The organism is Haloferula sp. (genome assembly GCF_049672945.1).
Classification (GTDB): Bacteria; Verrucomicrobiota; Verrucomicrobiia; order Verrucomicrobiales; family Akkermansiaceae; genus Haloferula.
Genome location: NZ_JBATWY010000061.1, coordinates 1 through 12,915 on the forward strand (window position 1 = coordinate 1; position 12,915 = coordinate 12,915).

The following is a 12,915-nucleotide window of genomic DNA, read 5'->3' on the forward strand; positions in this document are numbered from 1 at the left end:
GGGGCCGGATCGTTGAGTCATTCCTCTGGAATCTGGGAGGAAAATTCCGTTTTGAGCTTCGATGTCAGCGCATTGAGCGGGCTCTACTCCAGTATCGATTCGATCACGCTGCGACTTACGATAAGTAAGATCGACGACAACAACGGCAACACCACTTACGTTGATATAACCAACAATATCTACGCCGTCAGTGCCGCCAATCGTGACTGGGACGAGGGAGCCGCCACTTGGAACAACAAGGCTGCAGCAACCCCTTGGGCCGGGTCTGCCGGTCTCGCTACTGCCGGGACCGACTACGTCAATACCTTATTGGCCTCCCATACATTCCTGAGTGTGAGCGCTCCGACCAATGGCACAACGATCGATTTCGGATTCGGAGGCGACCTCACCGGATTGATCGATGGTTGGCTGGTGGATAACGTGGACAATTCCCAGTCCAACCCGGGGCTCTTGATCAGTGACCCTTCCTTCAGAACCGATGCCAAACTTCGCACGGTTTACCACTCGACTGAGGCGACTAACTCGGATTTCCACCCGGAGTTGATCGTGACTTACACGCCCGTCCCCGAGCCATCCTCGATGCTTCTGCTCGGGCTTGGCGGGCTGGCGCTGCTCCGCCGCCGACGTTGATCGCAAAACGGCCATGCCCCGGGCATGCGATCTTAATCTAGAGTATCGCCCAAAGATTGAGCTTAAAGAGCTTTGCAACCCTGAACGGGCGATCCATGACTGTGGGAGACACGGCGTGTGGGTCGTCACTTCAGGGGCTTTGAAGCCTTGACTGATAAATTCTTGAGCGAAGGCCCTTGGTTGCGCTAGGGTAGATCCCAGAAACCTTTCCCTTTCTCTCCATGGACAACAAATTTGTAGTTCTAATCAGTCTTCTTCTTGGAATCGCCGCCTTCTTGCTAGGCCTTCAGCATGGTTCCCACCGGATGACGCAAATCCCTGGTTCGGCGGATTCCAAGTCGAACCAGATTCCAGTCAGGAGTTTTCCAGAAATTGAGAAAGCTCAAGACTCTCTGCGCCGTCAGGGTAAAGGGGAAACATTAAGCGATGCCCGGAAGGAAGAATTGATCAGGTTATGCCGGTCACGAGACCCCATCGTCGGCTTGGAAGCGTTTATCGAGCTTTCCAAGAAGCTCGATGCCGATGGCATGAGATCCCTAGCCGATACCCTCAGGAGTGACTCACAAGACAATCCCTTTTTGGATCAGGAGGCGGCTACGTTCATGCTAGGTCAGCTTCTCCCCTTCGTGTGGGCGAGTAAGGACCCTGCAAGCGCGTTGCAGTGGGCGGGCGAAAAGGATCCGTTTATTGAAAAAGACGAGTTGAGCCGGATATCCCTGCGTTCTTGGGCTCTCAAGGATCCCGCAGCAGCCATCGCCTGGGCGAGAGAGAATTTCAATGAGAACGATCACAAATCCGAGATGGGTAACGAACTGCTTGTTGGGGTCATCGAAGGAATGTCTGTGAATGACTTTGCGGGGGCCACCGAATTGACGAAGGAATTGATCAATCCCCATGACGTCGACTCTGCCATCTCCGCCCTTTTGCCGGTGGTCTGGGCAAATGGGGAAAGCGCAGTCATGGACTGGGCTACAAGCCTGCCCGAAGGTTTGGCAAGGGATGCCGCGTTACGCTCTGTCAGCAAAAGTCTTGCGGAAGAGGACTTCGACCGTGCCGCCAGATGGGTGGACGGCATGGATGAATCCGGACTCAAGGTCGAGATCGTCGAGGAAATTGGTAGTATAGGTGCCCGAAAGGATCCTGCCATGGCGGCCGAATGGTTGAGCAACATGCCCGCTGGCAAAGCCCGCGCCGCGGGCCTTGAAAGAGTGGTTTCAAGTTGGGTGCAAACGGATCCTCGCGCCGTCTCGGAGTGGCTTGTCCAGATCCCCCAAGATCAATCGAACGACGGGGCGATCGCGATCTTCTGCCATGAAATAGCGAAAGCCGACCCTCAAGGTGCCCTATCCTGGGCAAGCATGATCGAGGATCCGACACGCCGGAAAAAATCGGTCAAATACGTCAATTCGGTAAGCAGGAATTTGTAAAACATGCCATTTTGAAAGCGGTCTTGAACTCGAAAAGCAATTCCCTAACAGCAACATGCAGCCATTTTTGAAAAGTGCCCGTATCATCGCAGCCCTGTCGACCTTAACTCTAACAGGTAATGTGGCCTTTGGAGTTCCTACCTCCGCCGATCAGGCTTTTGTCGACATCCCAGCAGGATTGACCGCCCCGGATTGGCGGGGCATCCGGCAGGCTTATGAAGCCGGAAAGTATGCCGTGGCCAAGCACGCGGATGGCACGATCTCGGCTCGTAACCCGGGCCAGCAGTGGAAGACCACCTTCGATGGGCGAGGATTCACGGTGTGCCCCGATTCCGGTGGCTGGAAATGGGGGCTGGAGTTGTTGGGTTTCGGCGAGTTCGCCGATGTCCGACTGGAGGGAGGGAAGTTGTCCTACCTCCGGGGTGACGGCCTGACCGAGTGGTTCGTCAATGATACGCGTGGTTTGGAGCAAGGCTGGACTCTTGAAAAACGCCCCAACGGCATCGATCCGGGTCAGCCCTTGATGCTCCAACTTCGCGTCCGCGGAGGCCTCAATCCGAGGATTGTGGACGGAGGATCCAGTATGATGTTCGTCAACGAATCGGGAGCCACATCTCTAACTTACGGCGGCCTGAAAGCATGGGATGCTGATGGAGCCATCATTCAAGCCCACTTCGTTGACAGTGAATCGGGCTCCTCCGGGTTTCGCATTCTGGTGGATGACTTAGGTGCACGCTATCCGATCACCATCGATCCGATCGCCCAGCAGGCCTATCTGAAGGCCAGCAACACTGGGGGCGGCGACGGCTTCGGCAGCGCGGTGGCCATGTCCGGTGACACCGTGGTAGTCGGCGCCCCCTTCGAGGCCAGCAACGCCATCGGGGTCGATGGCGACGAGGGGAGCAATAGCGCCGGAAATTCCGGTGCGGTCTATGTCTTCATCCGTAGCGAGGGCATCTGGACCCAGCAAGCCTATCTGAAGGCCAGCAACACCGGGGCTGGTGACAACTTCGGTAGTTCGGTGGCCGTGTCCGGTAACACCGTAGTAGTTGGGGCTCCCTTCGAGGCCAGCAACGCCACTGGGATCGATGGCGACGAGGCGAACAACAGCGCCTTCTTTTCTGGAGCGGCCTATGTCTTCATCCGCAGCGAGGGCATCTGGACCCAGCAGGCCTATCTTAAGGCGAGCAATACTGAGAGCTTCGACCTCTTCGGTAATTCGGTGGCCGTGTCCGGTGACACCGTGGTAATCGGAGCGCCCTTCGAGGCAAGCAACGCCACCGGAATCGACGGTAGCCAAGGGGACAATAGTGCCGGGAATTCCGGCGCGGCCTATGTGTTCAGCCGTAGCGTGGGCATCTGGACCCAGCAAGCCTATCTGAAGGCCAGTAACACCGGGGCTGACGACAAGTTCGGCAGTTCGGTGTCCGTGTCCGGTGACGCCGTGGTGGTCGGGGCCTGGGGCGAGGCCAGCAACGCCACTGGAGTTGATGGCAACCAAGGGGACAACAGTGCCCAAAATTCAGGAGCCGCCTATGTCTTCAGCCGTAGCGTGGGCATCTGGACCCAGCAAGCCTATCTGAAGGCCAGCAACACCGGGGCTGCTGATAAGTTCGGCAGCTCCGTGGCCATGTCCGGCGACACCGTGGTGGCCGGAGCCCCCTCCGAGGCCAGCAACGCCACCGGGGTCGATGGTAACCAAGGGGACGACAGCTCCAGCGATTCCGGTGCGGCCTATGCTTTCATCCGTAGTGGGGCTGCATGGTCTCAGCAAGCCTATCTAAAGGCAAGCAACACGGGGGTAAGCGATAAGTTCGGCAGCTCCGTGGCCTTGTCCGGTGAGACCGTGGTAATTGGGGCCCCCTCTGAGGCCAGTAACGCCACTGGGGTCGATGGCAATCAAGGAGACAACAGTTCGAGCGATTCCGGAGCGGCCTATGTTTTTATCCGCAGCGAGAGTGTCTGGACCCAGCAAGCCTATCTGAAGGCCAGCAACACTGGAGGTGCTGATCGTTTCGGTCGGGCGGTGGCCGTGGCTGGTGACTATGTGGTAGTCGGGGCTCCTTCTGAGGCCAGCAATGCCACCGGAGTCGGTGGCGACCAAGAAGACAACAGCATCCAAGGGTCCGGCGCAGCCTATGGATTTAGCACGGTGGCCGATTCCGAAGCTAGAATTGTCGAGATCCGGTATCTCGGGATGACGGTCGAGTTGGAACTCGAAGCCTTGGACAGCTCCTCCACCTACAAGATCTTTCGCGACACAACTCTGCCCTTGGGTGGATCGAAGGTGCAGGTCGGCAGCGAAATCACGGGAGAAACTTCGGCGACGGTGATCGACTCGAACCCACCCGTTGGCAGGGCCTTTTACCAGGCCGAGAAAGAGTAGGTCAGCTCTTCAGGTCCTGAGATGGGAGTGGGGCAACAGTGCCATTCTTATTTGACTTCATTCACACGTAGTCCAACAGTAATCGGCGAAAGGAAGTAAGTTTTGACTCTAACAAAACGTAGCGAAACTGGTTACACAATTCATCCTGCCCCTCACAGGTGAACGGTCCGTAGACTTGATGGAGACCGATTTTTTTCAACTAACAACAGCACATGCCATTCTTATGAACTATTCAAACATGAAACCCTCACGTCGTGGGTTCCTCAAGACGTCCATTGCAGCCGCCCTCGCCGGGCCTCAGATCGTGCGGTCCGAAACGCTGGGTAATGATACCAAAGCAGGAGCCAACTCCCGAGTCGGCATCGGCTACATCGGCGTCGGCCTGATCGCCCAAGGACACGTCGTCAGCTTCGCCGGAATGAAGGACGTGCAACCGCTCGCCGTCTGCGACGTCCGCGACTGGAAGGTCAAGGAATCGATCAAGAATCTTGAGCAGCGGGGACATAAAGGGCTCCAAGCGACCTCACATTTCGAGGAGGTGCTTGCAAATCCCGACATTGATGCCGTTTGTATTTCAACTCCTGATCACTGGCATGCGGGGGTCGCCCTAGCGGCAATGAAGGCAGGCAAGGACGTTTACGTTGAAAAGCCGATGACCCTGACCATTGAGGAAGGGCAGATGATGGTAGAGGCAGAGAAGAAATACGGCCGGATCGTACAAGTCGGCTCTCAGCAACGTTCCACCGTCCATTTCCGTATCGCCGCGAATTTGGTCCGAAACGGACTGATCGGTGATGTGAAGGAAGTCTACTGCCAACTCGGAAACTTCCCATTGCCACCCAAAGAAGAGACGATCATCCCCGTTCCGGAAGGCTTCGATTACGATCGCTGGCTGGGGCCGACTCCCTTCTACGAGTACTCGGAGAACCGGGCCAAAGGAGCTTACGGGGGCGGATGGCGCTGCTATTGGGATTATGGCAGCCGCAAGTTCGGCGACTGGGGAGCACACCACTTTGATATCGTTCAATGGGCGCTGGACCGCGATGACACGGGCCCGGTGGAGTTCATTCCAGCCGGATATGAGGACAACAAGTTTCACCACTATCGATACGCCGACGGCATCACCGTCTGGCGTGACAAAAAACCGAACCACGGCCACATGATTCGCTTCATTGGCACCAAGGGCGAAGTCCACGTAAGTCGAGGCGAAATCGCCAGTCTGCCAAAGGACTTGGTGCGGCATCGCTATGGCCCTGAAGATATCCAGGTCTATGAGTCGAAGGATCACCGCAAGAACTTCATCGACTCGATCAAGTCACGCAAGCCGACCATCTGTCCGGCCACTGTCGGGCATCGTAGCGCCACAATTTGTCAACTCGCGGGTATCGCTGAGCGACTGGTGCGCCCTCTGAAGTGGGATCCCGTTGCCGAGAAGATCACCAACGATGCAGAAGCCGCCGCGATGCAGAGTCGCCCGCGCCGGAAAGGCTACGAGTTGCCGGAAATTGGATAGCGGATCACTCGGCGGCGGCAGCGATCAAGGAGCATGGGATTTATCGAATGCAAGTTCCTCTTCCCCTCGCAAGAGGGGAAGGGGAGCTTTAAGCAGCTTTTGGCTGAAATCTGAATTGGGCGGCACCATTTGGAAGCCTCTTCATCGGCCGAAATATTCAGCTGCCGCCTCTGGTTCCTGTTGGTGCCATTCGCGATAGACATGATCCATTACTGAAGTTCGCAGGGAAGGGTTCTCAAGGGTGAGTCCCCATTTCGCTGCGGTAGCTCCATCGAGTCTCGCAATAGCTGGGGCGAATCCTGCCACAGCGGCATCACGGGCATCACCGGCAGGAAGGCTGGTTAGCCACGCTGCCGTGTCCTTGTGAGCAGCTTGGGTCCATGCAGCGGCAAATCCGGTCACGGCTCCCGCATCTTTGTCACGTAGCGTTGTAATCAGCCAATCCGCACGGGCTGCGGTTTGTGGGCCAATATCTGCGGCGGCGATACCTGCGGCAGCCAGATCATGGCGCTCCGCCGTGAGTTCAGCGCGGGCCAGTAATTCACGAGCACTATCGAAGCCTGCGTGCTGTGAGAGGGCGCGGGTAAAATCCTGAAAATCGGTAGCTGGAACGGCTGCTGCGACGGCTTCAACGAGGCCGCGCTGACCGCTGGGAGCGCTGCTAGATGCAGCGAGATCTTCTAGGCGTGTGCTCAAGCTGTCTTCGGGTAGATGAGTAAGCTGCTCCACTGCACCTAACAGATTTCCCAAGGAAATATTCAAATCGAAGCGCATACCAGCGGCCTCCTCATCCATACCTTTCAGTCGTCCATCTGCCTCCGCCGTATCAAACCATTTCTCAAGCTCCGCCGCATACTCGGGACTCCAGGCAGGATCTCCTAAACGGCCATTTTTTCCTAAATAATGGAGCATTTTCTCCATCGGCTGCTCTTTGGCTATCGTCATAAGGAAGCGATCAATATTACGGATTGCCCAAGCGGGATCTGATTTCACGATCTCCGATACAAGCTCTAACCAGACAAAACTCTTCGCATCAGTCGCCCAATCCGCCTCGATTTTATTACAGGCCTCCTTGAGTGCCTTTGGTGATGCAGAGGCAAGCTTACCTTTGTTATCAAACAAGAACATTCTCATAGCTCTTTGAACCGTTCGAGAATCTGTCCCCGCGCTATCTAGCAAGCTATTCAATTCAGTTAGAAAGTGATCGGGCTCAAAAGCAGCGGCACTTGGGCGCGCAGCTCCGCCCGGGGCGGAGTTTCTAGTCAAGTCACTCGATTTACTTGGGTCTGAGGCCTTGCTATGACGAGAGATTACTTCAAGAAGCTGGGATTCTTTCTCGCGAGTTTGCGCGCCCTGCCATAGAAGGACTATGGTTATAGTTGTAACGATAAGAAGAAGGAGTAGATTGATATGTTTCATTTTCAGAAAATTCCCTTAGCGCCGATTTCCCTCGATTACCTTTCTTGCATTATCCCGCTGGGCTCCTTCGGGCATCGTTTCGATGAGCTTTAGGGCTTCACGGATGCTTGCCTCATTGCGCCCGGTGCTGAGTTCTTGGGCAAAAGCTGCCGTGAGATTCGGGTCACGGGTGCCGCTCCGCGCTACCTCGTTTTCATAGGCATTCAAGCCCTTCTCGACATCGTAAATTGTGAGGCTTCCAAGGTATCGCCCAACGCTTGCCTCCGCCTGCTCCGGCGGGAGGTTTTGGCGTAGCCATGAGGTGCGATCTGCCATTTCGCTCCATTTCCGGTAAGCACCAGCGCGATCGCCAGCAACCGTAACTGCTCGAATCAGCATGTAAGGCAGTCCGTCATCGGTGATGGGTAGGGATTTGGCCAGTTTGGAGACCCCGGCCAAATCCAGCTTTGCCTCTTGCTGTGCGGATTCCACAGCTTGGATAAACAGGGTATCACGCGCAGAGGGGGCGATTTCCATCGATGAGATCCAAGCGACGACGCCGTCAATATCTTCGCGGGCCAAAATCGTGACCGGGGTGGTCGTCGCCATGAGTTGCTGGCTTGGAGGAAGCTGTCTGACGAAACGCGCAATGAGGGCGGTATCCCGCAGCGAGCTGACTCCAATCGCCACATCCTCAGCCCTCATCTCCCCGATCATCGCTTCCGCTTCGGCGGGATCGGAGTCTAACAGGTGACTGAAACGTGCTCCTGCGAGCAGCCTGTCGAGCGCCCATCTGTCAGAACCATCCGACGGGATGGACTTCGGCGTGAGTTCGCCCGGATCATCCATGCTTAGATACCACCCATTGGCAGCAGCGGGATCTTCAGCCAGCCAGTTTTCAAAAGCCTTACCCACGTATTCCGCCCATTTTTGGTTGAATTTCGGCGCGTTGGTGACGAGGCGTGTGCCGATGATTGTGGCATCTTCGGGAGACTTTTTCGCGAGCCGTAGCAGAATATCGAAGATCAATTTCGTAGGCAGGTCTCCTATCAATTCTGCCTCCAACAGCAATTCTTTCAAAGTTGCTCCGTCCATGGCGTCGAGGTCTTCCATGTATGCCATGGCCTCTTCATTGTTTTTAGGCCCGAGTTCATGAAGCCTGCGCCAGTCTTCGAGAGTTGCCTTAACTGTGCGACTGCTGGTGAGGGCGGCAGATGCTGAAGCAGGAGACTCTTCTATCAAAACTTCTGGCTGAAGCGCCTCAACTTCGCTTTGCAGCTGTTCGACACGGCCAGCCGTATCCTTGTTTCCCTGATGGATGAAAAAAGCACTTCCTCCTCCGACAATAAGGATGGCGGCGGTAACGGTGGTCTTGGACATGATGATCGTAGCGGTGGTTTGGGTGATTATAGGTGCAGGGCTTCCAGCCCCAGCGGCGTGAGCCTTCTTTCCGAAAAGTGCCAAGGCACCGAGCCAAGTCGCTACGCGTCCAAGCCAGTTTCTGCGTGGGATTACCGGAATGGATGATGATGGAGTCTCAGCACGCTGGGGCAGCGGTTCCAATGACCACGCCACTCGGGCAGCTTTCTCCGTTCTTTCCTTGGCATGAAGTGCAGCACGGATGTTCTGCTCGAACATGACGGCCTCGGTGAAACGTTCCATGTTGGAGTCGCTCTCTTTTAGCCACTTGAGAAGATTGGCCTCATCATTCCCCGCAAGCACTCCGTCAAGGTAGTCGTCGATGATTTGATCGGAATCCTTCATGGTCGTTGATTCTCCAGACGGGTTTCCCTCTCGATGCAATTGCGAAGCTGTGCGCGGATCCGCTGGATTTTAACACGCACTGCAGCACCACTACCGCCGATTCTTCCTGCAATCTCCTCCGCATTCAGATCCTCAAAGTAGCGCATGCTTACCACCCGCCGGGCATGTTCGGCCAATTTTTCGATACAGCCCTCCAAAGCGCTTCGTTGGGCTGACGTTTCGACAGATTTCTCTGCCCAAGATTCGGTGAACTGCTCCATGGCCTCATCATCGAACACCAAAATGCTTCGTGCGCTATCGCGCCGCAGACTCATGATCTTGAATCGGGCAAAGCCGAGCGCCCACGCGACAAACGAGCGCCGCTCGTCATACTCCGTGAAGCGTCGGAGCATCATTAGAGCTGTCTCCTGCAACAAATCCTCTGCAGTCCCACGATCTCGCACCAAAGCGTGAACATAGTTCGCGACCGAAGGCTGGTGGGCTGTCCACAAGCGCATGAAGCGCTCCTGATCATTCTGGTCGAATATGTCTGATGGGTATTTCCAGATGGAGACCGAAGCGCAACAATTTTTCAGGAAATAGCTCAATCGCCGTTGGAGAGAGGTAAGTCAGGGCCTCTGTTCAGAAGAGTGAAAGTAGAGTAAGCGCCGATGGCGATCCTTTTACCCATTGGTAATTTAGGGGAGCGAGTTAGCCCAAAATTTCCTGTAACATTCTCCGTTATCCGGTGGTTTACTATGTAAATTGATGGAAATGAGGGCAAAAGAACCGGGGGATCTGCAGGCCTACGTCAAACTGATGACAGAGCATCAGGGGAATCTGCGCGCCTTCATTGTCTCGCTGATTCCTGGCAGCCCTGATGTTGCCGATGTTCTGCAGGAAACCAATGCCGCGCTCTGGCAAAAGCGGGAGCGTTTTCAGCTTGGTACGGATTTCATCGCCTGGTCTTTTCAGATCGCCCGCTACGAGGTCCAGCGCCAGCGGGCTCGCGCCATGCGAACGGAGCGGCTGGCGTTTTCAGAAAACCTCGTCAGCTTGCTCGGGACGATGGAGGCCCCCGACGAGTCTGCGGAAGAGCTGATGACGGCCCTGGATGGCTGTATCGAAAAGCTCACAGAGCCGCAGCGAGAACTCGTCTTCACGCGCTACACACCAGGTCAATCGATCGAGCAGCTTGCCACTCGCACCGGACGATCCGCTGGCGGTCTCCGGATTTCCCTTCTGCGCATCCGCGAAATGCTCAAACTTTGTATTGAAAGGTCCCTCACCGAATCGTCCGCATGACTGACCCTGAACTCCAGTCTCTGATGCTCCGGATGCTCGACGGCGAACTCTCCGCCGATGAGCTCGCAGCTCTCGAAGTGGAGCTGCTGGGCAACATTGAATCTCGCAAGGTCTGGCAGAAGCTGACGCGCCTGCATAGCGCCCTTGAAGTTCGCTACGAGTCGCAAGCGAACGTCGCGAGCATGCCGGTGGTCCCTGTCGAGCGGGTTCTTGCCCGCCAACGCCAGCGTTTGATTAAGGTCTCCCTTTTCGCAGCAGCAGCCCTAATAGTAGTTTCCGCAGTATCGCTTTTGTTGACTCAGGTTGCCCCGCGCCCGGTGCTCGCCAGCTTGAGGGTCACCTCGAATTCGGCTTTCACCCTCACCCATGCCGAGGAAGGTGAAACGCCTTTGGGTTCCGAGCTTATGGCCGGCTCCCGCCTCCAGTTGACCCGAGGCACCATGGTGGGAACCTTCGCTTCGGGGGTTCGATTCGTCGCCGAGGCACCCTGTGATCTTAGCGTCCTTGCTGAGGACCGCGTTTCCGTGGAGGAAGGTTCCACATGGTTCGAGGTGCCGGCACCTGCGGTTGGCTTCACAGTCCAGACTCGGGAGTTCGAGGTCGTCGATCTCGGGACGGAATTCGGCGTGCGTGCCTTGGCAGAAGAACAACACGAGGTTCATGTCATCGAAGGTGCCGTTGAGGTATCGAGCAGGCACGTCGGCAGTGGTAAGCAAACGCTGTTGGCCGGTCAGGCGCGCCGGGTTGATTCACACGGTGTATTCCACGAGATCGTAATTGAATCCGGTCATTTCACCACCGCCTTACCTACGAACATCGCGATCACCAATCACAGCTTCGAAGACGATGAGAATACGGATCCATCTGGAGCCTTGGCGAAAGGCACGCGGGGTGATTTTGGCGGAGAGCTGACTGACTGGATTTCTCAGAGTGGTGCTGCCTGGCGAGTCCAGGTTGGTTGGAGGGATCTCGTGGCCGCCGAAGTGGACCCGTATCCCCCGGTCTCAGGCCGGGAATCACAGGCCTTGTGCCTGATTTCCCGTGCGTCTGTGCTTAACGTCACCGATACCCCATGGTCGAGTCTTCACGTGGGGGACAAGCTGACACTGACGGTCTCGCTGGGCGTCCGCCAAGGGCGTCCCACGCTCGATTGGAATGAAGGCACTTTCTTTGGTCTAACCGATGACGACTTCTCGCCCGCTGACGTCCCGACCGTGGCGGACGCCGTCGCCCACTCCGGGTTGATCCGCAACAATCCGGCAACGGGTAACCAGTCCGGCGACGGCAGGTTCGCAGACGTGTCCTTCAGTTACACCATCCAAGCCGCCGACCTCGCGCGCCCTGGAAGCATCGGCGTTCTCCTGTCGAGCGAGGGATCTGCGGCCGGATCGCCGAATCGAAACCAAGCGTTCTTTGACAACGTGCGGCTCGAACTGGCAAGAGCGCCCAAATCCCCGGCCCAGTGAGCGGGTTGGTGTTCTGAGACCTCAAAAAAATTGAAAAAGATCCGTAACGAACCGGTTCCTTCGCTGGTTACCCAATAGCGGGCACGGAAGTGAAGCACCCTCTTACCTAACAATACATAAAACAATCCAGTTTAGTCATGAACCCCAAAAATCTAAGCCTGACCAAATCCACATTTTCAACCTTCTGCGCTGCGGCTGTCGCCGCCTCAACCCTTGGTGCCGACGCGGCGACGATTATCACCGTAAATAATTCCTCCAGGCCCGGCATCTCCAGTGGAGCAGGTAGCACGATCGAGATCGCCGGAGCGACTGGTATCGCTACGAAAACCGGGCTTGCGAGTGGCTCTGTGGTTTACACGGTCACCGGGGTGGACCTTACATCCGAAGGCGGCACCGCCACGGAGAGTTTTTCCTTCACCGTCACTTATACAGCGGCCAATGGTACTCCTGCAGCCAACGGATTTGGCAATATGGCCGTCAATGCAAGCACAGGCACAGGCACAGACAATAACCAGATCGACGGAGACGAGACGCTCACAGGCATAGTGAGCCTCACATCCTCTACTTTCGCGGGTCTAGGACTGAATGGCTTCACCGAATACAAAGGAGGTGGATTCCAGAACGGAGAGACGGCAACCATCACCCATGCAGGCGGAAGCCTTTTCCTTGCGAAACCGGGCAATTCAGATTCAAGTTCCCCGTTCGGATCCATCAGCGGAACTTCCTTCACCCACACGCCAACGAGTGGTGGCCATAACACCGAGGGCTTCAAAATACAGTTCACGGCGGTGCCAGAGCCAACTTCAGTAGCCCTCTTCGGGCTTGGCGGGCTGGCGCTGATCGTACGTCGCCGTAGGTAGATCAAACCCTTTCGAAACGCGCTTCTTGTCTCCGATCTTCATCGGAATCCTACTTTATTCGGCTCTTCGACAGCTCCGCATGACGGAAAGGCGGGACATCCCCCTGAACCTACGCTTCAAAACGGGTGTGAAAGTCCGTAATTTCAAAGCGTTGTATAGGTTCGAGGGGTATGTCGTTGAGGAGCTT

Annotated in this window: 10 protein-coding genes; 7 read left to right on the top strand and 3 right to left on the bottom strand. The window is 56.2% G+C overall.

Annotated elements, in window-relative coordinates; translation table 11 throughout:
* The 4 genes from WBG04_RS05515 to WBG04_RS05530 all read left to right on the top strand — a co-directional run.
* On the top strand, positions 1-630 hold a 630-nt coding region (locus WBG04_RS05515; protein WP_424313377.1), incomplete at its 5' end, for a DNRLRE domain-containing protein.
* 482 nt (positions 631-1,112) lie between these two features.
* On the top strand, positions 1,113-2,057 hold the full coding sequence (locus tag WBG04_RS05520) for a hypothetical protein (protein ID WP_424313378.1): 945 nt from the start codon (positions 1,113-1,115) through the stop codon (positions 2,055-2,057).
* Between the two features lie 55 nt (positions 2,058-2,112).
* Positions 2,113-4,443 (top strand): FG-GAP repeat protein, encoded by a 2,331-nt coding sequence (locus WBG04_RS05525; RefSeq protein WP_424313379.1) that lies wholly within the window; start codon positions 2,113-2,115, stop codon positions 4,441-4,443.
* 238 nt (positions 4,444-4,681) lie between these two features.
* Complete coding sequence (locus WBG04_RS05530) at positions 4,682-5,956, top strand: Gfo/Idh/MocA family protein (protein WP_424313380.1); 1,275 nt, start codon at positions 4,682-4,684, stop codon at positions 5,954-5,956.
* 141 nt (positions 5,957-6,097) lie between these two features.
* Here WBG04_RS05530 and WBG04_RS05535 read toward each other — a convergent pair whose 3' ends face one another.
* From WBG04_RS05535 to WBG04_RS05545, 3 genes are read right to left on the bottom strand one after another with little or no spacing between them, the layout of a single operon-like run.
* A complete protein-coding gene (locus tag WBG04_RS05535) occupies positions 6,098-7,375 on the bottom strand; it encodes a hypothetical protein (protein ID WP_424313381.1) in 1,278 nt (425 codons plus the stop codon).
* Positions 7,376-7,390: 15 nt separating this feature from the next.
* On the bottom strand, positions 7,391-9,118 hold the full coding sequence (locus WBG04_RS05540; protein WP_424313382.1) for a hypothetical protein: 1,728 nt from the start codon (positions 9,116-9,118) through the stop codon (positions 7,391-7,393).
* Positions 9,115-9,705: a sigma-70 family RNA polymerase sigma factor gene (locus WBG04_RS05545; RefSeq protein ID WP_424313383.1), complete on the bottom strand. Its 591-nt coding sequence runs from the start codon at positions 9,703-9,705 to the stop codon at positions 9,115-9,117. Before WBG04_RS05545 ends, WBG04_RS05540 begins: the two co-directional genes overlap by 4 nt.
* A gap of 166 nt (positions 9,706-9,871) precedes the next feature.
* Here WBG04_RS05545 and WBG04_RS05550 point away from each other — a divergent pair, with 166 nt between their 5' ends.
* The 3 genes from WBG04_RS05550 (at position 9,872) to WBG04_RS05560 (ending at position 12,728) form a co-directional block, all read left to right on the top strand.
* Positions 9,872-10,402 (top strand): sigma-70 family RNA polymerase sigma factor, encoded by a 531-nt coding sequence (locus WBG04_RS05550; protein WP_424313384.1) that lies wholly within the window; start codon positions 9,872-9,874, stop codon positions 10,400-10,402.
* On the top strand, positions 10,399-11,868 hold the full coding sequence (locus WBG04_RS05555; protein ID WP_424313385.1) for a FecR domain-containing protein: 1,470 nt from the start codon (positions 10,399-10,401) through the stop codon (positions 11,866-11,868). The genes WBG04_RS05550 and WBG04_RS05555 overlap by 4 nt, the downstream gene beginning before the upstream one ends.
* Positions 11,869-12,005: 137 nt before the next feature.
* Complete coding sequence (locus WBG04_RS05560; protein WP_424313386.1) at positions 12,006-12,728, top strand: PEP-CTERM sorting domain-containing protein; 723 nt, start codon at positions 12,006-12,008, stop codon at positions 12,726-12,728.
* Positions 12,729-12,915: the final 187 nt, after the last annotated feature.

Bases quoted from the DNA above. Each gene is read 5' to 3' on its own strand.
- WBG04_RS05525 (WP_424313379.1), top strand. From the start codon at position 2,113: ATGCAGCCATTTTTGAAAAGTGCCCGTATCATCGCAGCCCTGTCGACC.
- WBG04_RS05530 (WP_424313380.1), top strand. From the start codon at position 4,682: ATGAAACCCTCACGTCGTGGGTTCCTCAAGACGTCCATTGCAGCCGCC.
- WBG04_RS05535 (WP_424313381.1), bottom strand. From the start codon at position 7,375: ATGAAACATATCAATCTACTCCTTCTTCTTATCGTTACAACTATAACC.
- WBG04_RS05540 (WP_424313382.1), bottom strand. From the start codon at position 9,118: ATGAAGGATTCCGATCAAATCATCGACGACTACCTTGACGGAGTGCTT.
- WBG04_RS05550 (WP_424313384.1), top strand. From the start codon at position 9,872: ATGAGGGCAAAAGAACCGGGGGATCTGCAGGCCTACGTCAAACTGATG.
- WBG04_RS05555 (WP_424313385.1), top strand. From the start codon at position 10,399: ATGACTGACCCTGAACTCCAGTCTCTGATGCTCCGGATGCTCGACGGC.
- WBG04_RS05560 (WP_424313386.1), top strand. From the start codon at position 12,006: ATGAACCCCAAAAATCTAAGCCTGACCAAATCCACATTTTCAACCTTC.